We start from the raw sequence: 26947 nt of genomic DNA on the forward strand, positions 1-26947 counted from the left end.
ACCCTCATCGGTTCGGATTGATGCGACAGTGTCGCGGCTACAACACCTGCTGGCGTCGGATGACAAAACGCGAACCGGCATGAGATATTGAAGCTCTTTTCACACGAATAACAAACCGCCTTTTCGGGCGGTTTTGCCGTTTCTGGCGGGCCTTGCCGAAAGAAAGTCGATTTTTCGCTGGCATTCTTACCGGCAACCGGGCGGACAGCTGAGCAACCTGTTTGCGCAGCGCCTAAATTCGCGCTTTCGTCTGTGCATGCAACAGCGCGATAAACCGTTCCGCCGGCGGCGACAGCACGCCGCCCTTGCGCGTGACGATGCCGAACGTCTGCGATGGCGATTTGAGCCTGACCGGCACGACGCGCAGCATCTTGTGCCGCACGAACGGCCCAGCAATTGCACTCGGTAGCAGCGAAACGAGTTCGGCGCTGCTTTGCAGCAGTGCAACTGTCACAAACGTGGAAGCCGTCGAAATCGGATTGTCAGGCATGTCGAGGCCGGCGAGATCCATCTCGCGTTCGAGCAGCGCATGCAGCGGCATGTGTGACGGATACATGACCCAGCGATGCCCGGCGAGATCGCGCAACATCATCTCGCGGCGCGGCAACGGCGCATGCTGATAACCAACCACCACCGCCAACGGCTCGTCGCCGAGCGGACGATACTGATACTTCGACGGATCGGCCGCGACCGCCGCTCGGCCAACCACCAGATCGAGCCGCCCGTCGTCGAGCTGCGCGAGCATTCGTGCGCTGGTGTCCTCGACCACTTCGATCGACAGACCCGGTTGCGCCGCATGCAATTGATTCAGCGCGGGCACCACGCAGTCGGGAATCGCGCCCATGATCGCGCCGAGCGCGAGCCGCCCGCCACGCCCCGAACGAATTTCGGCGACGTCCTGGCAGAGCGCGGTGAGGTCCGACGTCACGACGCGCGCATATCGGATCACGCAATGACCGAGCTGGTTCGGGATCATGCCGCTTTTCGAGCGCTCGAAAAGCGGCGCGTCGAGCATCGATTCGAGTTCCTGCAGCGCCTTGCTCGCCGCCGATTGCGTCATCGACATTACGCCGGCCGCTTTGTGCAGCGATTTGTGATCGTCGAGCGCGATCAGCAGATGCAGTTGCTTCATGCGCAGCTTCGACAGCAGGACGTTGAGCGTGTCTTTCATGGGGTGAGTCGCAAAAGCGATCACGATATGGAAACAATTCAATATACCCGCGAGGCCCAGCGCCGTATAGTCGCCGAAGGAGACATTCATGCAGTTGCGCCGCCCGTTCGGGGGGTCGAGCGCGATCCTTCCATCCCCGTACGGACCACATCGCCATGAGCCAAGCGTCACATTCTCCCGCCCTGCGCGGCGTCTTCCCCGTCGTGCCGACGATCTTCGACGACGCAGGGCGTCTCGACCTCGAAGGTCAGAAGCGCTGCCTCGATTTCATGATCGACGCCGGCTCGAACGGCCTGTGCATTCTCGCGAACTTCTCCGAGCAGTTCGCGCTGTCCGACGACGAGCGCAACACACTGATGCATCTCGCGCTCGAACACGTCGCGGGCCGCGTGCCGGTGATCGTGACGACCACGCACTTCAGCACGTACCAGTGCGCGGAGCGCAGCCGCGCAGCGCAGGCCGCGGGCGCCGCGATGGTGATGGTCATGCCGCCGTATCACGGCGCGACGATCCGCATCGGCGAGCGCGGCATCTACGAGTTCTATCGTACGGTGTCCGATGCCATCCAGATTCCGATCATGATCCAGGACGCACCGGTCAGCGGCACGCCGTTGTCCGCGCCGTTCCTCGCTCGCATGGCGCGCGAGATCGACAACGTGTCGTACTTCAAGATCGAAACGCCGCAGGCCGCGAACAAGCTGCGCGAGCTGATCGAACTGGGCGGCGACGCGATCGTCGGTCCGTGGGACGGCGAGGAAGCAATCACGCTGATGGCCGACCTCGATGCGGGCGCGACCGGCTCGATGACGGGCGGCGGTTATGCCGATGGCATCCGCCTGATCGTCGATGCCTATGCGGCCGGTGATACCGAGGCCGCCGCCGCGCACTATCAGCAGTGGCTGCCGCTGATCAACTACGAGAATCGCCAGGGCGGCCTCGCATCGTGCAAGGCGCTGATGAAAGAAGGCGGCGTGATCGGTTCGGACGCGGTGCGTCACCCGCTGCCGCAGATGCATCCGGCGACGCGCGAAGGACTGTTGAAGATCGCACGCCGCCTCGATCCGCTGGTGTTGCGCTGGGGTCGATAACGCAGAACGAAGCGCGGCGGGGCGCCTGTCGACGTGCGGGCTCACGCGGGCTGGACGGGCACACGCGATTGCCGCTAACCTAGGGCGTGTCCACAAGCTCGCGCCCCATGCAAAGTTTCTACGAAGCCACCGTCACCCGCTCCTCCGCCTATGCGCCGCTCAACGGCCGACGCAGCGCGCACGTCTGCATCGTCGGCGGCGGACTTGCGGGACTCTCCACCGCGCTGGGACTCGCCGAACGCGGCGTCGAAGACGTCGTCGTGCTCGAGGCGCAGCAGGTCGGCTTCGGCGCATCGGGACGCAACGGCGGCTTCGTGTTCGGCGGCTACAGCCTCGATTGCGCCGACCTGCTGAAGACGCTCGGGCCGACTCGCGGGCGCGAACTCTATGCGCTGACCACCGACGCGGTCGAGCTGATGCGCAAGCGAATTGCGCGCTATCGGATCGATTGCGACGCGACCGATGCCGGCGTGATCCTCGCGAACTGGTTCGACGAACCTGTGCGTCTCGAAGCGCAACGGCGTTTGATGCGCGATTCGTTCGGCGTCGACTGGGAACCGATCGCTGCCAACCAACTCGCCGCGCATCTGAAAACGAGCCGCTATCACGGCGGCCTGTTCGAGCGCAACGCGTTCCATTTTCATCCGCTCAAGTACGTTATCGGCGTCGCGGCGGCGGCCGCGCAAGCGGGCGTGACGATACACGAGCGCTCGCCGGTCGTCAGCTTGCGGCGCGACGGCGCGGGCTTCGTCGTCGAGACGCCGCAAGGTGCGCTCGACGCGCGTCACGTCGTGATGGCGGGCGGCGGCTATGCACGCAACGTGTACGCGCGCGTCGAGCGCGCGGTGCTGCCTATCGCCACCTACGTGATGGCAACGGAGCCGCTCGGCGAACGCTTGCACGACGCAATCGCCACACGCGCCGCGATCTATGACACCCGCTTCGCGTTCGACTACTATCGCCCCTTGCCCGACACGCGCATCCTGTGGGGCGGCCGCATCTCCGTGCGCGACCGCGAGCCCGAGGCGATCGCGCGACTGTTACGACAGGACCTGCTGAAGGTCTATCCGCAGCTGCGCGACGTGCGCATCGATCACGCATGGGGCGGCCTGATGAGCTATGCGCGACACAAGATGCCGCAGATCGGCCAAAGCACCGACGGAGTCTGGTACGCGGTCGGTTTCGGCGGACACGGCATGGCGCCGACCACGGTGTCGGGCGAACTGCTGGCCGCGGCTATCTGCGGTGAACGGCCGGTGCCCGATGTGTTCGCGACCTTCGGCCTCACGCGCACGTACGGCGCGCTCGGCCTCGCGGCCGCGCAGCTCACGTACACCGCGATGCAAACACGCGACGCGCTCGCCGCGCGCCGCCGGCCCACGCGCCCGGTCGCGTAAGCGCCACGCAAGCTCCTTCGAGATGCCTTCGTCGATGCCCGGGACCCACGCCAGAGGCCCATTTCGCCATGCTAGAATGCGCCGTCACTGCCGCTCGAAACCACAATGAAAAAGGGAAGCAAGGCCGCCGAGCCTGATACCAACGGCATCGTGTCTGGCACGCCGCACGCCGGCGCGCGACGTACCGGCGCCAGGCGTACCGACGCCCCACGCAAATACGATCCCGAGCAGACTAAGCGCAACATCCTCGACGTCGCGACCCAGGAATTCTCCGCGATGGGGCTGACGGGTGCCCGCGTCGATGCGATCGCGGAACGCACGAACACCACCAAGCGCATGCTGTACTACTACTTCGGCAGCAAGGAAGGGTTGTACCAGGCGGTGCTGGAAAAGGTGTATGGAGACATTCGCGCGCTCGAACAGGACCTGCACATCAGCGAACTCGATCCGGTCGAAGGCATGCGCGCGCTGGTCGAATTCACGTTCGACTACCACGACCGCCAGCGCGATTTCGTGCGCCTCGTGACGATCGAAAACATTCACGGCGCGAAGTACGTCGAGCAGGTCAAGACGTTCAAAGGACGCAACGTCACCGTGATTCACACGATCGAGGATCTGCTCGCGCGCGGCATCGCGGCCGGCCAGTTCCGCAGCGACATCGATCCGATCGATCTGCATCTGATGATCAGCTCGCTGTGTTTCCATCGCGTGGGCAACCGGCATACGTTCGGCACCGCGTTTGGGCGCGATCCGTCGCATCCGCGGCTGCGGGCGCGGCATCGGGCGATGATCGTCGATGCGATCTTGCGGTTCGTGAAGAAGGACGATTGACGCCGGTTGCGCGGCGACCGGCTGAAAAGGAAACGGGATGTGGCGAAAGCCACATCCCGTTTTTTTTATCGCTTCGAGAAACGCAGCGCGTTCAGCGGCTTACTGCCCCGGCAAACCGGTGACGGCAGTCGACGTGGTTGCCGCCGCACCGCGACGACAACCGGGGATTCGAAGGGAACTACGACCGTCACATGAAGCGACGGCTCAGCGGGAAGACTCAATCCACCAGCACGATCCGCTTGATATCGCCGACGACGAAGATATACGACAGCGCGCCGATCAACGCGATGACACCGATAAATACCAGCGCGCCCACGAATGAACCGGTCGCCGCGACGATCAGGCCCACCACGAGCGGCGTCACGATACCCGCCAGGTTCGCGGCGAAGTTGAAGATGCCGCCAGTCACGCCGAGCAAGCCCTCTGGCGCGATATCCGACACCAGTGTCCAGCCGAGCGCGGCCATGCCCTGCGCGAAGAACGCCACCGACAGAATCGCGATCACCACGACGTTGCTCTCGACATAGTTGGCGAGAATGATCGTCGACGCGAGCAGCAGACCCGCGATGATCGGCAGCTTGCGCGCGACGTTCGCCGATTTGCCACGGCGCAGCAGCCAGTCGGAGAACAGGCCGCCGAACATCACGCCGATCGAAGCCGCGATGAACGGCATGATCGCGAAGAAGCCGATCTTCAGCCACGCCATATGACGTTCGGTGGCGAGATACGTCGGGAACCATGTGAGGAAGAACACCAGCGTCGAATTGCCCGCGAACTGGCCGAGGCAGATGCCGGTCAACTGGCGATGCTTGAGCAGCTGGCCAATCGTACGCCATTGGAAGCCGCTCTTCTTCGATGCCGCCGCATCGGCTGCACCTGCGGGTGCACCCGCGGCCGCACCCGCTACATCCTTGTTGCGTTGCGTGAGACCGCCGCCCGCCTCGATATAGTCGAGCTCTTCCTGATTCGCCGACGGATGATCGCGCGGCTCGCGATACAGCAGCCACCACACGACGCCGAACGCGATACCGACGCCGCCGACCACGAGGAACAGCGAGCGCCAGCCGAATGCGCCCATCAGCATGAACAGGAACGGGCTGAAAAACGCGAGGCCGATATATTCGCCGACCGTATAGGTGCCGGTCGCCATCGCGCGCTCGCTTTGCGGAAACCACGTGGCGACCACGCGGCTATTGGTCGGAAAGCATGGCGCCTCCGAAACGCCAAGGCCGAGACGGAAGGCGAACAGGCCGCCGATGCCCCCCACGAGCCCTTGCGCGAGCGTGCAGAGCGACCAGAACGTCATCGACAGGAAGTATGTGAGCTTGCTGCCGAAGCGGTCGAGAAACAGACCGCCCGGAATCTGCGAAGCCACGTAACTCCACGAAAACACGGAGAACAGCAGGCCCATCAGCGCGGCGTTGATGCCGAGTTCCTTCGTCAGCTGCGGTGCCGCGATGCCGAGCACGGTGCGGTCGAGATAGTTGATCATCGTGCCGACCGCGAGCAGCGCGAGGATCTTGTAACGGGCTTTCGAACGGCGCGCGGGGCTCGCCGCCTTGTTCTGCGCGGGCGAGCCCGCGGAGCTGGATTGGAACGATTGCGTCATGTCGTGCTTGTCTCCTCGATCAGCTTGGGTGCCGGTCTCTACGCGGCCGGTTAGCGTTGCAACAACGATTGAAAGTGTGTGTAGACGCGCTCGGCGTCCGGCTCGAGCCCCGTGAAAATACGCATGGCGTCGACCGCCTGATAGACCGCCATGCCGCCGCCACTCAGCGTGCGGCAGCCAAGCGCCTCGGCCGCCTGCAGCAGCGCGGTGCGAATCGGGAAATAGACGATGTCGGCGACCCACAGGTCGCGGTGCAGCAATTCGGCCGGCAGCGGCAGGCCCGGCATTTTAGCCATACCGGTCGGCGTAGCGTGAATCAGGCCTTGCGCGACGCAGAGCGATTCTTCGAGCGACGTGCCGGCGCTGACCTTGGCTTTCGGGAAACGCGCCTGCAGCTCGTCGGCGAGCGACTGCGCGCGGGCGGCATCGACGTCGAACAGCGTCAGCGACTGCGCGCCCATGTTCAGCGCCGCGTGCGCGACCGCCGCGCCGGCGCCGCCGGCGCCAAGCTGCACGACGCGTTCCAGCGGCACGTCCGGCAGGCCGCGCTGGAACGCACGCGCGAAGCCGGACCAGTCGGTGTTGTGACCGATACGCTTGCCGTCCTTGAACAGCACGGTGTTGACCGCGCCGAGCGCGCGGGCGTCGTCGGACAGTTCGTCGAGCAGCGGAATCACCGCCTGCTTGCACGGATACGTGATGTTCAGGCCGTTGTAACCCATCCGTTCGGCCGCCGTCAGCAGCTCCGGCAGCGCGGCGGTGTCGAGCTTCTGCGCATCGAGATCGATGCGTCGATATACGTAGTGCAGTCCGAGCTTGCTGCCCTCTTCCTCATGCATCGCGGGCGTGAGCGAACCGCTGATGCCCGAGCCGATCAGACCGACCAGAAAGGAGTGGGGAGTCGCCCGCAAGCTCGCCTGCGCATTGGCCAACGCGGCGATCTGCGCGTCGGTTCGGGAATTTCCCCGAGTGTTCGCTTGAGTGTTCATTTCGCCGCCCTATTCTTAAGAATCGTCGCCATCCGTTCCAGCGCGAGCACATAGCCCTGAGTGCCACAGCCGACGATGATCGCGTCCGCCACCGCCGACACGTACGAGTGATGCCGGAACGCTTCGCGCCGATGCACGTTCGAGATATGCACCTCGATGACGGGCTTTTCGATCGCGCTCAATGCGTCGGCGATCGCGACCGACGTATGGGTGTAAGCGGCCGGATTGATCACGATGCCGTCGACCTTGGTGCGCGCCGCGTGCAGCCAGTCGATCAGCTGATGCTCGGCGTTGGACTGGCAGAAGTCGATCGCGAGGTCGAGGCGCTCGCCCGCGTCGCGGCACAGCTTCGCGACGTCGTCGAGCGTTTCCGCGCCATAGATGGCCGGCTCGCGCGTGCCGAGCAGATTGAGGTTCGGTCCGTTCAGGACCAGTACGGAGGCAAAGCTCATGACAACGACTCCCGCAAAATAAGGCGCGACTCGAACCGCGGCACCCGCGGCGGTTCTTCGACGCATGGCGAAGTGTGCGCGCATCGGCCGCCGTCGTCATTCGGGGTTTCTACGAATTTGTACCATCTAGTTAGTTTGTATAGACTATCGAAACTCCCCGAGGTAGTGTGGGGAATTCTGGCCTGCGTCTTGCTCCAGTGCATAACGAACTAGCTCATTTTTGCGCATTGCAGCAAGCCCGGCAGGCCGCGCAACCAGGCGCGCCGCCGCGGTTTTTCTGCTGGTTTCCCCCTCGTTTGTCCGTTTTTGCAGGAGCCGTTCATGCAACGTTCGATTGCCACCGTGTCGATTAGCGGCACTCTCGTCGAGAAGCTGAGCGCGATCCGCGCGGCGGGCTTCGAAGGTGTCGAAATCTTCGAGAACGACCTGCTGTATTTCGACGGCTCGCCCGCCGACGTGCGCCGCATCGCCGACGACCTCGGCCTGAAGATCATGCTGTTCCAGCCGTTTCGCGATTTCGACGGCGTCAGTCCCGAACGGCTGGAGCGTAATCTCGACCGCGCGAAGCGCAAGTTCGACGTGATGCACGACCTAGGCACGGACCGCATCCTCGTGTGCAGCAACGTGTCGCCGGACACGATCTGCGACGACTCGCTGATGATCGACCAGTTGGGCGCGCTCGCCCGGGCGGCCGAAGCGGCTGGCGTGGTCGCCGGTTACGAAGCGCTCGCCTGGGGCAGGCACGTAAAGACCTATCGCCACGCGTGGAAGCTTGTCGACGCCGTGAATCATCCGAATCTCGGGCTCGTGCTCGACAGCTTTCACACGCTGTCGCTGAACGACACGCCCGACGCGATCGCCGACATTCCTGGCGAGCGCATCGCGTTCGTGCAGATCGCGGACGCGCCGAAGCTTGCGATGGACGTGCTCGAATGGAGCCGCCACTACCGCTGCTTCCCCGGCCAGGGCGACTTCGATCTCGCCAACTTCACCGCGCAGGTCGTCAAAGCTGGCTACAAGGGCCCGCTTTCGCTGGAAATCTTCAACGACGGCTTTCGCGCCGCCCCCACCACGATCACGGCCGCCGATGGCCATCGCTCGTTGTTGTTCCTCGAAGAGCAAACTCGCGCGCTGCTCGAGGAGCAACAGCAGCCGCGCAAGACGACAGGCGGCCTGTACCGCTCGCCCGCCGCGCCCGCGCACGTCGGCTATCAGTTCCTCGAATTCGCGGTCGATCACACCACGCGCACGCAGCTAGCCGACTGGCTCGGCAAGCTGCGCTTTCGCCAGGCCGGCCAGCATCGCTCGAAGGACGTAACGCTGTATCAGCACGGCGCGGCCTCGATCGTACTGAACGCCGAACCCGATTCGTTCGCGAACGCGTTTTTTCAGCAGCATGGTTTGTCGCTGTGCGCATCGGCATTTCGTGTCGATGACGCGAGCCACGCATTCGAGCGCGCGGCCGGCTTTGGCTACGCGCCGTTCTCCGGCCAGATCGGGCCGAACGAGCGCGTGCTGCCGGCCGTGCAGGCGCCGGATGGCAGCCTCAACTATTTCGTCGACGAAACGCCCGATCAGCCCACGCTGTTCGAAGCCGATTTCGTGCTGACCGACGTCAACGGCCCGACCGAGGTGGGACCGCTCGAGCGCATCGATCACGTGTGTCTGTCGGTGCCGGCGAGTGCGCTCGATACGTGGGTGCTGTTTCTGCGCACCGCGTTCGGCTTCCTGGCCGAGCCGGGGGTGCTCGTTCCCGATCCGTACGGCCTCGTGCGCAGCCGCGCGCTGCGCAGCCCCGACGGCTCGGTGCGGATCGCGCTGAATGCATCGGTGGATCGCCATACGGCGGTGGCCGAGGCGCTGCACACGTATCACGGCTCCGGACTGAACCACGTCGCGTTCAGTACCGGCGACATCTTCAGCGCTATCCCCGAGTTCGTCGCCGACGGCGTGCCGATCCTGCGCATTCCGCGCAATTACTACGACGACCTGGCGGCCCGCTACGCGCTGTCCGACACGCTGCTCGAAGCGATGCGCGCGAACAATATCCTGTACGACCGCGACGAACGCGGCGGCGAGTTTTTCCACGCTTATACGGAGCAACTCGACCAGCGCTTCTTCCTTGAGATCGTCGAGCGGCGCGGCGGCTACGACGGCTACGGCGCGGCCAATGCGGCGGTGCGGCTCGCGGCGCAGGCGCAGCGGCGCAAGTAACGGGCGGACCCCGGAGGCAGACGGCGGCTTCGTCATTGGAAGTCGCCGCGTCGATACGGATTTCGTCTTTTCAGGCACGCGACCTGCGTCCCCGATCGGGGCAGGCTCGCCGTCTCGATATAATGGCGCCTGCTCAGCCGAATCGCCGAATCAACGCCAGGAGAGATATGAAGAAGTTCGCTGCAGTCCTGTCCCTTTCGCTGCTGCTCAGCGCTTGCGCGTATTTCCAGAAAGACCCGGATTCCGGCGAACCCGTCACGGACACGACGACACAGCGTTCCGTCGACGACGTGGTCGCCTGTCTGACGCAGATGGCCAATCATCACAACGCCGCGTTCAAGTCGACCGGGATCCCGCAAGGTCAGATGCTCGACTTCGGCGACTCGAACATCGTCAAGGTACGCAGCGACAACGGCGCGACAACTTACCGTTTCTATGCGGGCAAGCGTCATGTAAGCAACCTGTGGATCGAATCGGCAGGCAAAACCTGCGCGCCATAAGGCTTTGTGGCGCATAAAGGCGAAGTTGCGGGCGCCGGAATCTGATCCATTGCAACGTTCATGTCACGGTGTTACAGGACAATGGGGTCTTAAGAATCGTTTAAGACTTCGTCCGCAAGATCCCCGGACATGTCCCCGTACCAGGTGCGCTCCATGAACCAGCCCGAACCGAAAACCAACGAAACACCGGCCAAACGGCCAACTATCCTGCGCCGTCTGTTGAGCCATCACGAACTTGCGACGCTGCTGCTGCTGCTGCACGCGCCGATCGATGCATCCGCAAAACCGGAAATTCCGCAGCTTTACGAAGCAGGTCTCGTCGAGACCGTTTCGAACGATGCGGGCACGCCGCATATCCGTCTGACGTCCGAGGGTAATGCGGTGTTGCGAGGGCTTGGGGTGAAGTAACCAGATCGGCTCGCGACCCGGTCATCTGAGGCCGCGTCAGCGCTTTGCGTTGACGCGGCTTTTTTCTATTCAGCCACAGCCATTGAGCGTGGCCTACGTTTTTGGCGATAGATCAGACCGCCGCGCTTCTGCATCAGTTTCGTAGACATGCGAGGCATCTTTAAGAACGCTCCGATTGTCTGGCACCGACGTACACGCAATAGTCATTGCTCCGCCACCGCAGGGAATTCCGGAGCAAAAACCAATGACTGGAAGCTGTACCTTCGAGCTCAATCGGAAAGAGACTTCACGATTCGTCTGATCAGAATTCGGCCGCGTCAAGCCTTTCAAGCCTGCCACACCCCATACCCCGCCTCGCGCAGCCCGATCGCCAATTCCACTTCCATATCCTGCGCGCCGCGGTAAGGCATCGGGTTGAACACTTCGTACAGTTCGGGCATCAGACGCAGGCCGTAGTCGCGCACATAGCGATTCGCCTGAATGCCCGCCTTGTGCCGATCGAAGCGCAAGTCCGGGTCGAGCCCCGTCATGCCGACGTACACGCACGGCTTGTCGAAACGGTAACCGGGATTCGCGCGACGAAAGCGCGCCTCGTTCCACACCTTGTCGTCGAGCGCGACGACGTACACGTAATAGTGATGCGCGCGACCCGCCATGACACGCCCGACGCCGCTCAGCCGCGTAGCGTACCGTGCAGCAACATCCGGTATTCGGTCGGTGTAACGCCGACGGTCGCCTTGAATTGCCGAGTGAACGCGCTGTGATCGGTGTAGCCGCAACGCGCGGCGACGTCGGTGACCTTGTCGTGCGACACCAGCAGCGCGGTAGCCGCATCGAGTCGCGTTTTCAGGAGCACCTGGCGCGGCGTCAGATGAAACACCTTGTGAAAGTACCGCTCCAGCTGCGCGACCGACATGTCCGCCATCGCCGCAAGCTGCTTCAGGTTCAGCGGCTGCACGTAATTCTCCTGGATCGACTGCACGACGGCGGCAAGCCGGCTGTAGGCCGGGTGGCTGCTTTCGTCGGCTTTCAGATCGCGGGAGATGCCGGCGAGGCCGACCACCTTGCCGGTCGCATCGCGCAACGGCTGTTTGCAGGTCAGGCACCAGCCCGGTTGACGGCCCGGATACAGATGCAGTTCGAGCTGATCGAGCATCTGGTTGCCGACGCCGATGATCGCCTTGTCCTGCGCGGTATAGATGCGCCCGAAGCGGCGCGGAAACACGTCTTCCGCGGTCTTGCCGAGCAGCGCGGCCTTTTCCTTGAAGCCGCAACGCGAAGCGAGCGTGCGGTTGACGAGCGCATACCGCGCGTCGGCGTCCTTGACGAAGAACACGACGTCCGGCATTGCATCGAATACCGGCTCGAGCAACCTGAAATGCGACAGCATGCTGGACAGCGTCGTATCGTCGGGTTCGAGCGGATGCGCCAGCGTGTTCATCGTGCGGTTCCGTGGGTGCGTGCCTGGTTGATTGCGTTAGGTTGCGTTCGCGGATCGCTGCGCCGGTGCGGCCGGGCAGCCTGCTCGTGCGGTTGATTGCGGTCGATTATAGAGCCGCGCGTCGCCCGCCAATATCTACCGAGGGTAAGCGCGGAGCCGTCATGGCGCCGCAGTCGGCGGTTCGGCGGCGCTCATCAGCGTGCCGATTTGCGCCGGACTGAACGGCGGACGCGCCGCCGCGGCTGGCCAGCCGAAGTACAGACTCGCGGCCGCGCCGCAGATGCGCCCCTGGCAAGGGCCCATACCGCAGCGCGTCTGCAGTTTCGCGTCACGCCAGTCGGCGCAGCGGCGCACCTCGCCGACACTCACGTCCTCGCAACGGCACAACAGCGTCGCGTCGGCGGGCGGCGTGCGCGCGGCCTCGCCCAATGCGAACGACACCGCGACGCGCCCGCCAAAGCCCCGCCAGCGCGCGCGTTGCGCGACGAGCGCCGCCAGCGCGGCGCGTTGCGTGCTCGCCGCGCCGCTCGCCACGAGACCGGCGATCTCGCCTTCCGCGCCAGCGAGCTCAGCGCCGCCGATGCCCGTGCACTCGCCCGCTGCGTAAACGCGTTCGAGCGAGGTGCGCTGTCCGTCGTCGATGACGATTTCGCCCGCGTCGTTGATCGCGCAGCCGAGCGCCTGGGCAAGCGTGACGTTCGGCAGCAGTCCGAAGCCGCACGCGACGCGGTCGCAATCGAGCGTCACCTCGCGTTCACCGCGCCGGATCGTCACCTGTTGCACGCGCTGCGCGCCGCGGGCTTCGCGCACGATGCTGCCGGTCCAGTAGCGCAGTCCCGCGAAGCCGCGCGTGAGGCTGATCGCCTGACGCAGCTTCGCGGGCTCGCGCAGCAGCGACACGCCGAAACGCGCGACCTCGGCCGCCGATGCCTGCTCGACCACCGCGATCACGCGCGCGCCGGCCTCTCGCGCGGTGGCGAGCGCGGCCAGCAGCAGCGGGCCGCTGCCGGCGATCACGATCCGTTCGTCGCGCACCGGCATGCCGCCTTTGATCAGCGCCTGCAATGCGCCCGCGCCGGTCACACCGGGCAAGGTCCAGCCGGGAAACGGCAGAAGACGCTCGCGCGCGCCGGTCGCAAGAATCAGTCTGTCATAGGTGATCGACACGCCGCCGTGTTCGGCGGATTCGAGCAGCAAGCCTTGCGCGCCGAGCGGCGCGATCACGCGCGTCGATGGCCAGTAAGTGAAGTTTTGCTGCGATTGCAACGCCGCGAGCAACGCGTGCAACGCTGCTTGCGGCGGATAGGCGGGCCCCTGGCGCCAGATCTGTCCGCCGGCGCGCGGATTGTCGTCGATCTGCGCGACCGTCGCGCCCGCCTGCGCCGCCGCTCGCGCAGCATTGAGCCCGGCCGGACCACCGCCGATCACCACGATGTCGAAGTGCTGCGTCATGCGTGTACTGTCCCGTTTCGTGTCTGCACGCGCTGGCCGTCGCGGCATAGCGTCTGGCACGCGAGCGCGTGCGCGTGACCGTCGATCGTCACGCGGCACTCCTGGCACACGCCCATCCCGCACAAGGCTTCGCGCGGCTCGCCCTTGACCGACAGCCGCGAGCCGCGCACACCCGCGATCGCGAGCGCCGCGGTTATGGTTGTGCCGGGTTTCACTTCGATGCTGCGGCCGTCGACGGTCAAACGGATGCGGGCCGCGTCAGTGCCGGTCATGGGCCACCTGCTCTGCAAAACGCACCGGTAGATAAGGTTCGCACGGAATCGGCGCGGCATGGCCCGCGATCTGCGCCGCGAGCAGTTTCGCGGTCGCGAGCGAGGTCGTTACGCCAAGCCCTTCGTGGCCGACCGCGAGCCATAGGCGGGATGCGGAGCCAGAGCCGACGTCGGGCGCGAACTCGCCGGCCGGTCCGATCAGCGGCAGGCCGTCCGGCGACGCCGCGCGAAACCCCGTCCACGCGCGGATGCCGCTGAGCGCCGGCAACTGCGGCAGATACTGCGCGGCGCGTTGCAGCATCTGGGCGAGCACCGGCATTTCGACGGCGGGATCGGTTGTTTCAAACTGGCGCGACGAGCCGATCAGCAGTTGCCCGGTCGGACGCGGCTGTACGTTGAACGCGACCGACGTGCCGGTCGCGTGATGCGCGCTCTTGATATAGCCAAGTTCGAGCAGTTGATGACGGATCAGCCCCGGGTAGCGGTCGGTGATCAGCAGATGGCCTTTCTTCGGCCGCAACGGCAGCCACGGCAACAATTGCGCCGCCCCGAGGCCGTTCGCGACGACCACGTGCGCCGCGCTGGCGCGCTCGCCGCACGCCAGGGTCACGCCACCCGCACCGACCGACGCGACCGGCGCTCCAGGTCGCACGCTGATATTCGCCGCATGCGGCGACTGCGTGAGCAGCCATTCGGCGGCGGTCGGCGCATACACGATGCTGTCGTGCTCGATGCGCAAACCGCCCGCCATCGAGGGTGCGAGCGCCGGTTCGCAGGCGCGCAGTTCGGCCGAGTCCAGCAATTGCGCGGCGACGCCTTGCGCAGCAAACGCCGCCTGCATTGCGCGCGCGGCTCGCCGTTCTTCGTCGTCGGCTGCGACCCACAGCGTGCCGCAGCGCGCGAACGCGTCGCGCGCACGCAGCTGCGGCACGAGCTCGAGCCATAGCTCGCGCGAATAGCGGCTCAGCGCGAATTCGGCGGGCGAGTCGTTCATCACGACGATATGGCCCATGCCGGCCGCCGTCGCGCCGCCGCCGATGCGCTGCGCCTCGAGCACGTCGACGCGCATGCCGAGCGCGGCCAGTTCCGCCGCGCACGCGGCACCGACGATACCCGCTCCGATGATCAGCACGTCCGGGCTCATGCGGTCCGGATACCCCACGCGAACGGATCACGCTCGTCGAAACACAGACGCCCTTCGGCCATGATGTGCGCGTGACCGGTGATGGTCGGAATCACGTGGACACCGTCGCCCGCCGCGCGATAGATCGCCTCGAACACGCTGCCGATGATGCTCTCCTGGCGCCACACCGCCCCTTCGGCGAGCTTGCCGTCGGCCGCGAGACACGCGAGCTTCGCGCTCGTGCCGGTGCCACACGGCGAGCGGTCGTACGCATTGCCGGGACACAGCACGAAGCTGCGGCTGTCGAGGCCCTCGCGCGAGCCCGGTCCGAACAGCTCGATATGGTCGATCAGCGCGCCGTTCGCGCCGGTGATGTTCTGTGCGATCAGCGCGTCGCGAATCGCCGAACTGAAAGCCGTCAGGCTCGCGATGTTCGCGGCTTCGAGCTCGTGCCCATGCTCGGCGACGAGGAAAAACCAGTTGCCGCCCCAGCCGATGTCGCCGGTCAGTGCGCCATAGCCTGGCACCTCGACCTGCGCCGCCTTGCGGTGGCGATACGCGGGCACGTTGTGCACCGCGACGCCGCCGTCTTCGTTCAGCGTCACCTCGACCACGCCGACCGGCGTTTCGATGCGGTGTCGTCCCGGCCCGATCCGCCCCATGTGCGCGAGCGACACGACGAGCCCGATGGTGCCGTGCCCGCACATGCCGAGATAGCCGACGTTGTTGAAGAAGATCACGCCGGCCGCGCAAGTCGGATCGTCGGGCTCGCAGAGCAACGCGCCGACCACCACGTCCGAGCCCCGCGGTTCGGTGACGATGCCGGCACGCCAGTCGTCGAAGCGGGTGCGGAAAACCTCGAGCCGTTGCGCAAGCGTGCCGCCGCCCAGATCCGGGCCACCCGACACCACGAGGCGGGTGGGCTCACCGCCGGTGTGCGAGTCGATGATGTTGAGGGTTTTCATGTCGCCCATGGTAGGAATCGCGGGCCGGTGGGTCTTGGTGCGCGTGCGCGCGAATTGAGACGATTTCGGCATAGCGGCGCGATGCGTGAGACGCCGCGCGCGCGGGGCGCGAAACGACCCACTATTCGGTATCGACGTCGACGACCATCAGTGCAAACACGGTAACCCGGCTTACCGATACGGACACGTAAGGAGAATGAGCACCGCTGGCGAGCGCGACGGGCTGCAACGCGGATTTCAGCATATAACTGGCCACGGCGACCTCATGCCGTGCGCGCCGACTGCCAATCTTCACTCCCTGAGCACATGGTCGTGAAGCCGCAGCAGCCGGTAGCCGCTTCTGTATACCGGCTGCAGCCGGAAACCATTGTGCGGCTCGATCGCGAGCAGCAGACGCAGCCGTGACACGTGACTGTCGATGGTCCGCGTGAACTCGCGCAGTTCGCGGCCCCACACCGTCGCGAAGATATGGTCGCGCGACATCACGCGATCGACGTTGGAAAAGAACAGCGCCGCGATCCGGTACTGGGTGGGCGACAGCGACACCGGCTCGCCGCGCAGCGTGACCGCCCGGCGGATCGTGTCGAAGCAATAGGGGCCGATCTCGAAACAGGTCGCGGTGCTGAGACGCTCCGGATACGCGCGCCGCAGAAGCGCCGCGACTCGCGCGCGAAACTCGGCGTCCCGCAGCGGCAACGCGAGGTAATCGTCGGCACCGCCGGCTAGCGCGCGCACCATGCTTTCCTCCGAGCGGTCGTTCGACACGAACATGATCGGCACGTCCTCGCCTGCCACGCGGCGCACCGAGCGCAACAGGTCCGCGCCGGCGGGCCGGATATCCTGCCAGTCGAGCACCAGCAGATCCATCGTGGAGCGCACGAGCGACCTCGACAACGCAACGCCGTCGTCATAGGCCGCGCAGAAATGGCCGGCTCTCACCAGACTTGATTCAATGGACTGACGCATGACCGGGTCACGCTGAAGAACTGCAACGCGCATGGGATGGACTCTCGACAAGGACATGCAGGTCATTCTCCGAGCCGCACCCCGGTCCCTCCCTTCGGAGCATTCCTATTTTCCGCCGCTTTCTTCGCCCAACTGGGCGCGTCCGCAGGACTTCCGCTTCCATCCTGTAAAATCCGCGCCGGCCTCCGTCGTCAGCGCGCCCGCCCTATCCGGACGGCGCGCCCGTGTCCCGTGCTCTACCCAGCGCCTGTCACACTTCTCGCCCGACGACCGCCGTATGTCCACGCGTCACCCGCCGCGTGGCTCACAATTCATCAAAAGACATGGCAATGCAAGCGACAAATCTGGGTGGAGCGCAGGCTGTCACCCCCCGCCCGCTTGGGCACAGCGATTACAAGACACTCGGTCTCGCCGCGCTCGGCGGAGCGCTCGAGTTCTACGACTTCATCATCTTCGTTTTCTTCGCGCCGGCGATCGGCCAGCTGTTTTTCCCGGCGGCGATGCCGGACTGGCTGCGTCAGGTGCAGACCTTCGGCATTTTCGCGGCCGGTTATCTGGCGCGGCCGCTCGGCGGCATCATCATGGCGCACTTCGGCGACCTGTTCGGCCGCAAGCGTATGTTCACGCTGAGCGTGCTGCTGATGTCGGTGCCGACGCTGCTGATTGGCCTGATGCCCACCTACGCGAGCATCGGCGTGCTCGCGCCGGTGCTGCTGTTGCTGTTCCGCGTGATGCAGGGCGCGGCGGTCGGCGGCGAAGTCCCGGGCGCATGGGTGTTCGTCTCGGAGCATGTGCCGGGGCGGCACGTCGGCTATGCGTGCGGCACGCTGACGGCCGGCCTCACGGCGGGCATTCTGCTCGGCTCGCTGATTGCGTCGGCGGTCACTCGCCATTTCACGCCGGCCGATATTTCCGAATATGCGTGGCGTGTTCCGTTCCTCATCGGCGGCGTGTTCGGTATGTTCTCGGTCTATCTGCGCCGCTGGCTGCACGAGACGCCGGTGTTCGCCGAACTGAAGCAACGCAAGGCGATCGCCGCGGAAGTGCCGCTGAAGGCCGTGCTGCGGGATCACGGCCGCGCGGTGATCGTGTCGATGCTGCTCACCTGGATGCTGTCGGCGGCGATCGTCGTCGTGATCCTGATGACGCCGACGCTGCTGCAAAAGCAATTTCACATCGAGCCGGCCACCGCGCTGCTCGCGAACTGTGTCGCGACGCTGTGCCTGACGATCGGCTGCGTGGTGGCCGGTTCGATCGCCGGACGCATTGGCGCGGGTCGCACGATTTTCGTCGGCGGCGTTGCGCTTGCGATTACGTATTACGTGATGTTTCGCCAGTTGGCCGTCGATACGTCCCTGCTCGTGCCACTGTATGCACTAGCCGGACTTTTCGTCGGCGTGATCGGCGCGATTCCGCTCGTGATGGTCCGCGGATTCCCGCCGGTGGTGCGCTTCTCGGGCATCTCGTTCTCGTACAACGTCGCGTATGCGGTGTTCGGCGGTCTGACGCCGATCGCCGTATCGTTGATGATGAAGTCGAACCCGCTGGCCGCGCCGCTGTACGTCGCGGCGATCTGCGTGCTGGGCGCGCTGACCACGCTGTTCATCAAGGATGCGCCGCGTGGGCGTTGATCCGGCGGATCTCGCTTCGTCGACCCATAAGTAGCGCGTCGACGGAGCGCTCCGCGATGGCGCGGTTTTCGACGCGCCGTCGCTCGTTCAGGCGACATCCATACTTCACGCCACGCCGAAACGTGGCGAACTGCATCGGGCTTACGATGCAGTCATGAACTCATCCACACCCTCCTTTTCGCCCGCCCTCGGTCGCGTTCTCGCGACCGTCAGCGTCGGCTTCGTGGTCACGCAACTGGACGTGACCATCGTCAACATCGCGCTGCCGCGAATCGGCGCGGACCTGCACGCGAACGTCGCGGGCCTGCAATGGGTCGTCGATGCATACACGCTCGCGTTTGCGGTGCTGATGCTGTCGGCCGGCGCGCTCGGCGACCGCTTCGGCGCGCGGCGCATGTATGCGAGCGGAATCGTGCTGTTCGCGCTCGCGTCGCTGGCCTGCGGGCTCGCGCTCGACGCCCCGATGCTGATCGCCGCGCGCGCGGTGCAAGGCATCGGCGCGGCCGCGATGCTGCCGAATTCGCTCGCGCTGCTCAACCAGTCGTTCGGCCACGAACCGAAGCTGCGGGCACGCGCGGTCGGCCTGTGGACCGCCTCCGGCGCGATTTCGATCGCGGCCGGGCCGGTGGCCGGCGGTCTGCTGATCGCCGCGTTCGGCTGGCGCAGCATCTTTCTCGTCAATCTACCGATCTGCGCGGCCGGCCTGCTCGCGACACTGCTGTGGATTCCGCGTCCGCAAACCTCGCAACGCGGCGTGCCGGCCGCCGCTCGCGGCAACACCGGCGCGACGCCACGCGGCATCGATCTCGGCGGCCAGTGTCTCGCGATCGTCGCGCTAACCGCGTTCGTCGCCGCGGTGATCGAATGGCGGCCGCTCGGGCTCGCGCATCCGCTGGTCGCCGGCGGCTTCGTGCTGGCGCTGCTGGCGGCCGGTGCGTTCGTGTTCGTCGAAGCGCGCGTCGCACGCCCGATGCTGCCGCTGTCCCTGTTCGGCACGCGCACGTTCAGCGCGGCGGTGCTGTTCGGCATCTGCGTGAATCTGACGTATTACGGCATGGTGTTCGTGCTGAGCCTTTATCTTCAGCGCGTGCGGGGCTACGCGCCGTTGCAGGCGGGCCTCGCGTTCCTGCCGCTGACGGGCGGCTTCCTGATCTCGAACGTCGCGAGCGGCTGGGTGATCGGCCGCCTGGGAGTGCGCGTGCCGATGATCCTCGGCGCGATCACGGCTGGTCTCGGCTATGGCCTGCTGCATCTCGTCGACGCGGAGACGCCGCTGATTGGCCTGCTGCTGCCGTTTTTGCTGATTCCGTCGGGCATGGGACTCGCGGTGCCGGCGATGACCACGGCGGTGCTCGCATCGACCGAAGCGCGGCGCGCGGGCACGGCGTCGGCGGTATTGAACACGGCGCGCCAGGCCGGCGGCGCGGTGGGCGTGGCGGCCTTCGGCGCGCTCGCGGGCGGTGCGGCCGCGACGCAGATCGTGCCAGGGATGCAAGCGGCGACGGCTATTTCGGTGGGACTGCTGGTGCTGGCTCTCGTGCTCGCGTGTTTCGTGCATCCGGAGCCGCACGCGGCGGCGTCGTCTGCGCGCGGGGCGAGCGCCGCGAGTAAGTAAGCGGTGTGTAATGCAGCCGCCTACAGCGACGCCTCCTGAATCGTGCCGGTATCGATTGCGCGCTCGATCAGGCCTTCGTTGCGCGCCTTGGCGATCGCATCCGCGACCAGCTTTTCGGGGTCCTCGATATCCGCCTTCAGCGTGCCGATGAATCCGGACGCATCCAGAACCACCAGCGTCTTCGCCGACTCGGCGAGGCTGATGATCACACGATGCGGCGTCGGCCCTTCGCCGAGACTCGCGCACAGTTGCGTGAGTTTGCCGCCGATCATTTGCTCGAAGTTCTGAATCATCATCTGCTCCCTTGCTTGGCGCGGATTGGACATCCGGCTGTGTAGCAGGATGCGGGCCGAGCGGACTGCATGCGCTCACGCTTCACAGCCCGCTTCACAGCCCGCTTCACAGCCCGCCGAGTCCGCCGCGCGGCGCGCGCGCGTTGTCTATGCTCAGACGCCCCGCGCCGGTGACGAACAGCAGCAGGAAACCGCCCGCGATTCCTATGTTCTTCCAGAAATGAATCACCATGTCGTGCTGCAAGGCCGGGTCGGTGATATTCCAGAAGTCGTGGCCGAGCACCGCCGTCGCGACCGTATACACCGCCATGACCAGCGCGAGCGGCCGTACCTTGAAGCCGACCACGAGCAGCAGGCCACCGAGCACCTCGACTCCGGTTGCGATCGGCGCGGCGATCTGCACGAACGGCACGCCTTTCGAATGCAGGTAGCCGACGAAGCCCGCATAGCCCAGCAGTTTCATCACCCCGCTCCACAGGAACAGCACGGAAAGCGCAAGACGGGCGATGAAAATGATGCCGAAATCGACGGGACGCGACATGGGGGGACTCCTGTAATGAATAAGCAGCAGACCCGAATGCAGGGGCTCAGTTCCCCGCCTCGCCCCTGAGCATATGAGCAATGGCCGCGATTTCCAAGCCCGTTCAGGCTGACGGATACGTGGCGACCTCGATCAGGTTGCCGTCCGGGTCGCGGCAATACACCGAGGTCATCTTGCCGCGCGCGCCGTCGCGCTCCACCGGCCCCGCCTCGATAGCGACGCCTTGCGCGAGCCAGTGCGCCTTGACGTCGTCCGGGCTTGCGGTGGTCACGAAGCACAGGTCCGCGGTGCCCGGCACCACCTCGCGCGACGTGAACCAGGCGACGGTATCGGCCGACGCGGGACGCAGATTGATCTTCTGATTGCCGTAGTTCATCGCCACGCGCGTGCCGGTGCGCGACGCGAACTCGGTGCGTCGCATGCCGAGCATCCGCGCGTACCACGCCGCGCTCACTTCGACGTCGGCGACGTTCAGAACGAGATGATCGAGACTGGCTAGCTGGAAGCTCATGGGTTTGTCGTGATGAATCGAGAAAGGTGGTAGCGACTATGCGCGTGGCGCGTCCGGCGCGAGCAACACGCCCTTCGTGAATACGAAGCAGCCGTAGCCGCGCTCCTCGCCCGTCGCGATCACACAGTATGCCTGGCGCGCACGCTCGTAAAACGCGAATCGCTCGATCGACACGAAGCGCACCTCGCGCCCCTCGCCCGCGTTGACCTCGGCTTGCGCTTCGCGCTGCACCGCGGGAATCATGTGCGGCTCGCCAACCACTTCCATGCGCGACGCGGGATGCTCGATAAAGGTGTCGAGCGGCAGCACCGACAACACTGCGCGGATCGCGCGCGGCGAACTGACGCCGTCGAGACGCAGCGGCTTGCCGAGCACGGTATCGCGCGCGACGGCGTCGGCCGGAAAGTTGGCGTCGCAGATCACGAGCTCGTCGCCGTGGCCCATCGAGCGCAGCGCGTGCAGGATATCGGCGTTCAGTAGCGGGTCCAGATTTTTCAGCACGGGGTCTCCAGGTCGTTCGTTGGGAACATGCTGCGGGGGTGAGGTCGTGAGCTTTGCGCTAGATGCGTGTCACGCTTCATCCGCACGACGATCGATTGTAGCAAGCGCGCCGGACGTCTTGCGGCGCTGCGCTCGCACCGCATTGCCAGCGCAGCCATCCGACCAAAGCGAGCAGCACGAGCCCCGCGCCGCCGAGCACCGGCTCGCGCCAACCGAGCAGTGCGATGAACATGAACGCCCGCGCGCCGCCGAGCAGCGCGAAACCGGCGATCGCGCTCGATAACGCATCGAGCGCGGCCGCGACGCGCAGCAACGCGAGATGGACTTGCGCGGGCTTGGCAGCGGCGGGCTCGTGCATGATCGTCTCCGTGAAAAACGCCTCAGGCGGCGCCGGGGGTTTCGTCGAGAAAACCGGTGACCGCTTGCAGACGCCCATGCGCGTCCACCACGCCGAAGTCCGAGCCCTTCACGATCGCCTCGCCCGTGGGGGTCGTCAGTGCCCACGAGAAGCGCAGGCGATTCGCGAAGCCGTCGACGTCGGTCGTACGGCGAAACGTGTGATCCGGAAAACGCTCATGCACCGCGCGGATCATGGCGTCGATGCCATCGTGGCCCGCGCCCGCCAGCAGCGGGTCGCGATAGTCGGCATCGGCGCTCCACGTTGCCGCGATCAACTCGCGACGACGCGCGCCATCGGTCTCGTTCCAGGTATCGAAATAACGGTCGATCAAATCGGTATGCGCATTCATCTCAAACTCCTCGATTGACAGGACTGAGCACTTCGCGCGGCATGCGCATCGCATGCGGCGGGCTCGGAATGAAGATTGACGGCTCGCGTGCATTGCGTCGATTACGTGAGAGGTAATCAAGCGGATGCAGCCTTCGCCAAATAGGTCATTCGGCCGAGTCGTCAAAAGACCTTCGCACCGCTAACCTCAAGTGACTCATCGAAGCCCGCCGACGACATCGCGAGGCGGGCAATGCAATGAACAGGAGGACCGCTTGGACCGCTTTATCGAGACGCTTTTCTCGCTTGCACGACCGTATCCTAGGAGATACAATCATCCGCAGATCGACACACCGCGCGTGTACACGATCAACTGCACCGAAGAGTTCGACCGTTGGCTTCACGGCCTCACCGACCTCAAGGCGAAGGCGCAAATTCTCGTGCGGATCCGCCGCGCGGAACGCGGGCTTTTCGGCGACGCGAAGTTGCTGGAAAGCGGCGTGTTCGAGATGCGCATCGATTGCGGGCCGGGTTACCGGGTCTACTACGCGCGCGCGCGAGGAACGCATGATGTATCTGCTGCTCTGCGGGGGTAACAAGTCCACGCAGCAGGCGGATATCAGGCATGCCGGAGCAATGTGGACAACCATCAGAAAGGAACGGTCATGAGCAAGATCAAAACGGCACGCTTCGATGCATCGAAGTACCTCGACAACGACGAAATGGTCGCGGCTTATCTGAACGCCGCCCTCGACGAAGGCGACTCCGATCTGCTGCTCGCCGCCATCGCGGATATCGCCAAGGCGCGCGGCATCACGAAGATCGCCGCTGCAGCGGGCCTGGGCCGCGAAAGCCTCTACAAGACACTCGCGCCCGGCTCCAAGCCACGCATGGACACGGTCCTCAAACTGGCCAGTGCGATCGGCGTCAAATTCACCGCCGTGCCGTTGCGCCTGGCTGCCGCCTGAGCCGGGCACGCGTCTCGTTGACTGAAATTGGCGGGGCATTACCTCTCAGGTAATCGATTGCTTGCACGCTTTGACTATGATCGGTGGCATGAACACACTCTCTATTGCACAAGCGGCTCCATCATCCGCGCCGATCGGCACTCGGGCGGTCGGCGAACTTCTCCGCGAATGGCGGCAGCGGCGGCGCATGAGCCAGTTGCTGCTCGCCACGGAGGCTGATATTTCGACCCGCCATCTGAGCTTTGTCGAATCGGGGCGCGCGCTACCGAGCCGGGAAATGGTCATGCATCTCGCCGAGCGCCTCGACGTGCCGTTGCGCGCGCGCAATGCTCTGCTCGTCGCGGCCGGTTACGCGCCGCTGTTTCGCGAACGTCCCCTCTCCGACCCGCAGCTCGCCGCCGCGCGCGAAGCCGTCGAACTGGTGCTCAAAGGACATGAGCCCTACCCGGCCCTCGCGATCGACCGGCACTGGACCATCGTCGCGACCAACAATGCGATTGCGCCGTTGTTGAGCGGCGCGAGTCCCGAACTGTTGAAGCCACCGGTCAACGCATTGCGCCTGAGTCTGCATCCACAAGGCATTGCGGCGTCGATCGTCAACTGGCATGCGTGGCGCGAGCATGTGCTGGCCCGCCTGCAACGGCAGATCGACGTCAGCGGCGACGACACGCTGAGCGCACTGCGCGACGAACTGGCCGGCTACCCCGCACCGCCGGATGCAGACGCCTCGACGCTGGACGATGCAGTCCTCAACCAGATCGCCGTGCCGTTGCGGCTGCGTACGCCGCTTGGCGTGCTGTCGTTTTTCAGCACCACCACGGTGTTCGGCACGCCCGTGGACGTTACGCTGTCGGAACTCGCCATCGAGGCGTTCTTTCCGGCGGATCGGCAAACCGCGTCGGCGCTGCGCGAATTTGCCGAACACCAGCGCGGCTAGCCGCTCGCGTACCTCCACTCCACTCACCACGAATAAGTGAGATGTCCGTCAACGCCGACACCCTGCTGATCCGCCAACTCGGACCCGCCGACCGGGACGCCTATTTCCAGCTTCGTCTGCGCGGGCTGAAGGCGCACCCCGCTTCGTTCGGACAAAGCCACGACGAAGCGCTGGCGAAAGGCGCCGGATGACGCGACACTGCAGGGCTCGGAGACGGAAGGCACGTTTCTGCTTGGCGCGTATGCGGCGGCCGACGCTCCGCTGATCGGCGTCGTCGGTCTGCTGCGCAATAAAGCCCACAAAGAGCGGCACAAGGCGAACGTGGTCGGCATGTATGTCGCACAGGAAGCGGCTGGTCGTGGGGTCGGGCGCGCGCTGCTCGGCGAGTTGCTGACGCGCGCGGCGCGCGTCGACGGTTTGCGACAGGTGCAGCTAACCGTGGGTAGCCGCAACTACGCGGCGCGCAGGCTGTATGAATCGCTCGGCTTTCGCAAATATGGGTGCGAAGTCGGCGCCTTGAACGTCGACGGGGTGTTCCATGACGAGGATCTGATGGCGCGATTCCTCGCGTAGCCCCCGGGAATTATTGACAACGCCTCCTTGCGGCCATTTCCTGCGCCTCCTCAATGTTGTAATGTCGTCGCCTATCGCACCGACATCGTGTCAGACAGCCTGCACGGCACTGGCTTCTCGCAGCCTCCGTCCGCAATCTGATCGGTAGGCGTCTGCGACCGCTGTTAGGTCTCGGGGTCGAACGCGTGCGCCAGACCGGCTGCCCGGTCCTCAGCGAGCCGTTCCAAATCCGGCCCTGTTTGCGAAGTTTGTAACGGGGGACGCTTCATACCGTTACAGGATCCATCCGTCCCTCATGCGCCGCCGAACATGAGTATTTATTACCGTCCATTCCATCGCTTTCTGTTTCCTTCCTAATCCAAAACAAATTTACCGAGCGCCGCGCGGTGCGGACGCGCGCCTCTGACAATTGCGCAGGATGCCCAACCAGTAATGGTTTTCATGGAACAGAGGCCAGTGTCGAAAGGCTATAAATTCACTTGGCATCATTCATTACAATGGCGTGAAAAACTTACCGAAAAACGATGTAGTTTTTTGAGATATTTTTTTGAGAAAGGATTGATTTCTGGTTTTAGCCTTCATACAATTCGTCCCGAGCTGTTACGAAATGTAACGTCATGTATCAAATGTTCGCTGTCTGTAGCAAGTAGCAACATGTAGCCGGAGGCCACGTTGCCGGCGAGGCAGAAAAGACATAACGGCGCAAAGCCGACATAGTAATTCGGGGCTTCGGAAACAGACAAAATGGACCGTAGCAGCGAGACGCTGGATTCAATCCGCGAGATCAACTTGTCTTACATCATGCTCGCGCAACGCATGTTGCGCGAGGACAAACCGGTCGGAATGTTCCGGCTGGGACTGTCGTCGGAACTGGCTGACTTGCTTGCCGGGCTGTCGCTCGCGCAAATCGTCAAGCTGGCCGCTTCCGACCAGCTTTTGTGCTTCTTCCGCTTCAACGACCACGTGATGCTGTCGGCGTTGACGCAAACGACGAAGCACACCGCAGTTGCACCGACTCACACGGCGATCCTGCTTGCAGGCCAGCCCGCCGAGCAATTTGCCTGAACGAGGTGACTGCAATGCTCAAGCGAAGCCTGACCGAAGATGCACAGGAAGTATTTCGCGCGATCGCACTCATCGAACTCGGCGCCCGCATGCAGGTGCTCGAGAGCGAGCTGACCCTGTCGCGCGACCGTATGATCCGCCTGTATCGCGAGGTCAAGGGGGTATCGCCGCCCAAGGGCATGCTGCCGTTCTCGGCGGACTGGTACATGACGTGGCTCGCGAACATTCACGCGTCGCTGTTCTACAACACGTACCTGTTCCTCAAGAACGAAGCGCGCTGCTCGCATCTGGATGCGCTGACCAAGGGCTATCGGCTGTATCTCGAACACTGTCAGCACAGCGAAACCGAGCCGGTGCTCGATCTGACGCGCGCGTGGACGCTCGTGCGTTTCTTCGACGCCGACATCCTGCAGTTGACCAGATGCTGCCGCTGTACCGGCAAGTTCGTCGCGCACAAGCACGACCTGCAGCACAACGTCGTGTGCGGCGCCTGCCAGCCGCCGTCGCGTGCCGGCAAGACGAAGAAGGCAGCAGCCGCGCGCCGGGAAGCGCTCGATGCGGCGCAGGTTGCGCAGGCCGCTTGACCGATCGATTCGCCGTCGCGAGACGCGGTCGACCCGATTCTCACCGAAGCTCACATGATTCCGCGCAGTGATTGAACCGCGCGGATTTTTTTTCGCCTTCGCGCCGGGCAAACCGGCGTGCCG

General features: G+C 64.8%; 31 protein-coding genes and 1 pseudogene. 14 read left to right on the forward strand and 18 right to left on the reverse strand.

What is annotated here, in order from left to right; translation table 11 throughout:
- Nucleotides 1-232: 232 nt before the first annotated feature.
- Nucleotides 233-1171: a LysR family transcriptional regulator gene (locus tag OKW45_RS10115; protein WP_184054253.1), complete on the reverse strand. Its 939-nt coding sequence runs from the start codon at nucleotides 1169-1171 to the stop codon at nucleotides 233-235.
- A 155-nt stretch (nucleotides 1172-1326) separates the two neighbouring features.
- On the opposite strand from OKW45_RS10115, the gene OKW45_RS10120 reads away from it, so the two are divergent.
- From OKW45_RS10120 to OKW45_RS10130, 3 genes are all read left to right on the forward strand, one after another.
- A complete protein-coding gene (locus OKW45_RS10120) occupies nucleotides 1327-2259 on the forward strand; it encodes a dihydrodipicolinate synthase family protein (RefSeq protein WP_429467738.1) in 933 nt (310 codons plus the stop codon).
- A gap of 107 nt (nucleotides 2260-2366) precedes the next feature.
- A complete protein-coding gene (locus tag OKW45_RS10125; RefSeq protein WP_429467740.1) occupies nucleotides 2367-3656 on the forward strand; it encodes an NAD(P)/FAD-dependent oxidoreductase in 1290 nt (429 codons plus the stop codon).
- 105 nt (nucleotides 3657-3761) lie between these two features.
- Nucleotides 3762-4487 carry a TetR/AcrR family transcriptional regulator gene (locus tag OKW45_RS10130; protein WP_429467743.1) on the forward strand — a complete coding sequence of 242 codons (726 nt, stop codon included), beginning with the start codon at nucleotides 3762-3764 and terminating at the stop codon, nucleotides 4485-4487.
- Between the two features lie 217 nt (nucleotides 4488-4704).
- Here the strand turns inward: OKW45_RS10130 and OKW45_RS10135 are convergent, their stop codons facing one another.
- From OKW45_RS10135 to aroQ, 3 genes are read right to left on the reverse strand one after another with little or no spacing between them, the layout of a single operon-like run.
- Entirely contained in the window at nucleotides 4705-6096 is a 1392-nt protein-coding gene (locus tag OKW45_RS10135; protein ID WP_429467746.1) for an MFS transporter, read from the reverse strand.
- 50 nt (nucleotides 6097-6146) lie between these two features.
- Nucleotides 6147-7085, reverse strand: a complete 939-nt coding sequence (locus OKW45_RS10140; RefSeq protein ID WP_429467749.1) for a shikimate dehydrogenase — start codon at nucleotides 7083-7085, stop codon at nucleotides 6147-6149.
- Nucleotides 7082-7537 (reverse strand): type II 3-dehydroquinate dehydratase, encoded by a 456-nt coding sequence (gene aroQ / locus OKW45_RS10145; RefSeq protein WP_018423415.1) that lies wholly within the window; start codon nucleotides 7535-7537, stop codon nucleotides 7082-7084. The genes OKW45_RS10140 and aroQ overlap by 4 nt, the downstream gene beginning before the upstream one ends.
- Nucleotides 7538-7858: 321 nt before the next feature.
- On the opposite strand from aroQ, the gene OKW45_RS10150 reads away from it, so the two are divergent.
- The 3 genes from OKW45_RS10150 (at nucleotide 7859) to OKW45_RS10160 (ending at nucleotide 10659) form a co-directional block, all read left to right on the forward strand.
- On the forward strand, nucleotides 7859-9751 hold the full coding sequence (locus OKW45_RS10150; protein WP_429467751.1) for a bifunctional sugar phosphate isomerase/epimerase/4-hydroxyphenylpyruvate dioxygenase family protein: 1893 nt from the start codon (nucleotides 7859-7861) through the stop codon (nucleotides 9749-9751).
- Between the two features lie 167 nt (nucleotides 9752-9918).
- The gene (locus OKW45_RS10155; protein ID WP_018423417.1) at nucleotides 9919-10251 is read left to right on the forward strand and encodes a hypothetical protein; all 333 of its coding nucleotides are present in this window, start codon (nucleotides 9919-9921) and stop codon (nucleotides 10249-10251) included.
- Between the two features lie 153 nt (nucleotides 10252-10404).
- Nucleotides 10405-10659, forward strand: coding sequence for a hypothetical protein (locus tag OKW45_RS10160; RefSeq protein WP_018423418.1), 255 nt, complete (start codon nucleotides 10405-10407; stop codon nucleotides 10657-10659).
- A 326-nt stretch (nucleotides 10660-10985) separates the two neighbouring features.
- Here OKW45_RS10160 and OKW45_RS10165 read toward each other — a convergent pair whose 3' ends face one another.
- The 8 genes from OKW45_RS10165 to OKW45_RS10200 all read right to left on the reverse strand — a co-directional run bounded on the left by OKW45_RS10165 (nucleotide 10986) and on the right by OKW45_RS10200 (nucleotide 16911).
- A complete protein-coding gene (locus OKW45_RS10165; RefSeq protein WP_018423419.1) occupies nucleotides 10986-11315 on the reverse strand; it encodes a hypothetical protein in 330 nt (109 codons plus the stop codon).
- Nucleotides 11316-11332: 17 nt separating this feature from the next.
- Nucleotides 11333-12100 (reverse strand): PAS domain-containing protein, encoded by a 768-nt coding sequence (locus OKW45_RS10170; RefSeq protein WP_429467754.1) that lies wholly within the window; start codon nucleotides 12098-12100, stop codon nucleotides 11333-11335.
- A gap of 159 nt (nucleotides 12101-12259) precedes the next feature.
- Complete coding sequence (locus OKW45_RS10175; protein WP_429467757.1) at nucleotides 12260-13552, reverse strand: FAD/NAD(P)-dependent oxidoreductase; 1293 nt, start codon at nucleotides 13550-13552, stop codon at nucleotides 12260-12262.
- The gene (locus tag OKW45_RS10180; RefSeq protein ID WP_429467759.1) at nucleotides 13549-13824 is read right to left on the reverse strand and encodes a (2Fe-2S)-binding protein; all 276 of its coding nucleotides are present in this window, start codon (nucleotides 13822-13824) and stop codon (nucleotides 13549-13551) included. Before OKW45_RS10180 ends, OKW45_RS10175 begins: the two co-directional genes overlap by 4 nt.
- Entirely contained in the window at nucleotides 13811-14968 is a 1158-nt protein-coding gene (locus tag OKW45_RS10185; RefSeq protein WP_429467761.1) for an NAD(P)/FAD-dependent oxidoreductase, read from the reverse strand. The genes OKW45_RS10180 and OKW45_RS10185 overlap by 14 nt, the downstream gene beginning before the upstream one ends.
- A complete protein-coding gene (locus OKW45_RS10190) occupies nucleotides 14965-15921 on the reverse strand; it encodes a 4-hydroxyproline epimerase (protein WP_429469331.1) in 957 nt (318 codons plus the stop codon). Before OKW45_RS10190 ends, OKW45_RS10185 begins: the two co-directional genes overlap by 4 nt.
- A 112-nt stretch (nucleotides 15922-16033) precedes the next feature.
- On the reverse strand, nucleotides 16034-16168 hold the full coding sequence (locus tag OKW45_RS10195; RefSeq protein WP_429467764.1) for a hypothetical protein: 135 nt from the start codon (nucleotides 16166-16168) through the stop codon (nucleotides 16034-16036).
- 35 nt (nucleotides 16169-16203) lie between these two features.
- Entirely contained in the window at nucleotides 16204-16911 is a 708-nt protein-coding gene (locus tag OKW45_RS10200; RefSeq protein ID WP_429467765.1) for a response regulator transcription factor, read from the reverse strand.
- A gap of 296 nt (nucleotides 16912-17207) precedes the next feature.
- Between OKW45_RS10200 and OKW45_RS10205 the strand changes: the two genes are divergently transcribed.
- Together OKW45_RS10205 and OKW45_RS10210 are read left to right on the forward strand one after the other, a co-directional pair.
- Nucleotides 17208-18509 carry an MFS transporter gene (locus OKW45_RS10205; RefSeq protein WP_429467768.1) on the forward strand — a complete coding sequence of 434 codons (1302 nt, stop codon included), beginning with the start codon at nucleotides 17208-17210 and terminating at the stop codon, nucleotides 18507-18509.
- A gap of 154 nt (nucleotides 18510-18663) precedes the next feature.
- A complete protein-coding gene (locus OKW45_RS10210; RefSeq protein ID WP_429467769.1) occupies nucleotides 18664-20124 on the forward strand; it encodes an MFS transporter in 1461 nt (486 codons plus the stop codon).
- Between the two features lie 20 nt (nucleotides 20125-20144).
- Here OKW45_RS10210 and OKW45_RS10215 read toward each other — a convergent pair whose 3' ends face one another.
- From OKW45_RS10215 to OKW45_RS10240, 6 genes are all read right to left on the reverse strand, one after another.
- On the reverse strand, nucleotides 20145-20417 hold the full coding sequence (locus OKW45_RS10215; RefSeq protein WP_026226336.1) for a hypothetical protein: 273 nt from the start codon (nucleotides 20415-20417) through the stop codon (nucleotides 20145-20147).
- 106 nt (nucleotides 20418-20523) lie between these two features.
- A complete protein-coding gene (locus tag OKW45_RS10220; protein ID WP_429467772.1) occupies nucleotides 20524-20958 on the reverse strand; it encodes a DoxX family protein in 435 nt (144 codons plus the stop codon).
- Nucleotides 20959-21061: 103 nt separating this feature from the next.
- Nucleotides 21062-21469: a VOC family protein gene (locus OKW45_RS10225; RefSeq protein WP_018423431.1), complete on the reverse strand. Its 408-nt coding sequence runs from the start codon at nucleotides 21467-21469 to the stop codon at nucleotides 21062-21064.
- A 36-nt stretch (nucleotides 21470-21505) separates the two neighbouring features.
- Entirely contained in the window at nucleotides 21506-21970 is a 465-nt protein-coding gene (locus OKW45_RS10230; RefSeq protein ID WP_429467775.1) for an RbsD/FucU family protein, read from the reverse strand.
- A gap of 76 nt (nucleotides 21971-22046) precedes the next feature.
- Entirely contained in the window at nucleotides 22047-22328 is a 282-nt protein-coding gene (locus OKW45_RS10235) for a hypothetical protein (RefSeq protein WP_090806947.1), read from the reverse strand.
- 22 nt (nucleotides 22329-22350) lie between these two features.
- On the reverse strand, nucleotides 22351-22719 hold the full coding sequence (locus OKW45_RS10240) for a nuclear transport factor 2 family protein (RefSeq protein ID WP_018423434.1): 369 nt from the start codon (nucleotides 22717-22719) through the stop codon (nucleotides 22351-22353).
- 253 nt (nucleotides 22720-22972) lie between these two features.
- Here OKW45_RS10240 and OKW45_RS10245 point away from each other — a divergent pair, with 253 nt between their 5' ends.
- The 6 genes and pseudogenes from OKW45_RS10245 (at nucleotide 22973) to flhC (ending at nucleotide 26824) form a co-directional block, all read left to right on the forward strand.
- A complete protein-coding gene (locus tag OKW45_RS10245; RefSeq protein WP_429467777.1) occupies nucleotides 22973-23293 on the forward strand; it encodes a type II toxin-antitoxin system RelE/ParE family toxin in 321 nt (106 codons plus the stop codon).
- Between the two features lie 69 nt (nucleotides 23294-23362).
- The gene (locus OKW45_RS10250; RefSeq protein WP_018423436.1) at nucleotides 23363-23665 is read left to right on the forward strand and encodes an addiction module antidote protein; all 303 of its coding nucleotides are present in this window, start codon (nucleotides 23363-23365) and stop codon (nucleotides 23663-23665) included.
- 88 nt (nucleotides 23666-23753) lie between these two features.
- Nucleotides 23754-24602 carry a helix-turn-helix domain-containing protein gene (locus OKW45_RS10255; RefSeq protein WP_429467780.1) on the forward strand — a complete coding sequence of 283 codons (849 nt, stop codon included), beginning with the start codon at nucleotides 23754-23756 and terminating at the stop codon, nucleotides 24600-24602.
- A 41-nt stretch (nucleotides 24603-24643) separates the two neighbouring features.
- Nucleotides 24644-25175: pseudogene (locus OKW45_RS10260) on the forward strand (GNAT family N-acetyltransferase).
- A 744-nt stretch (nucleotides 25176-25919) separates the two neighbouring features.
- A complete protein-coding gene (flhD, locus tag OKW45_RS10265; protein WP_018423438.1) occupies nucleotides 25920-26240 on the forward strand; it encodes a flagellar transcriptional regulator FlhD in 321 nt (106 codons plus the stop codon).
- Between the two features lie 14 nt (nucleotides 26241-26254).
- On the forward strand, nucleotides 26255-26824 hold the full coding sequence (gene flhC, locus OKW45_RS10270) for a flagellar transcriptional regulator FlhC (protein WP_018423439.1): 570 nt from the start codon (nucleotides 26255-26257) through the stop codon (nucleotides 26822-26824).
- Nucleotides 26825-26947: the final 123 nt, after the last annotated feature.

It is taken from the genome of Paraburkholderia lebeckiae (genome assembly GCF_050436225.1).
Classification (GTDB): domain Bacteria; phylum Pseudomonadota; class Gammaproteobacteria; order Burkholderiales; family Burkholderiaceae; genus Paraburkholderia; species Paraburkholderia tuberum.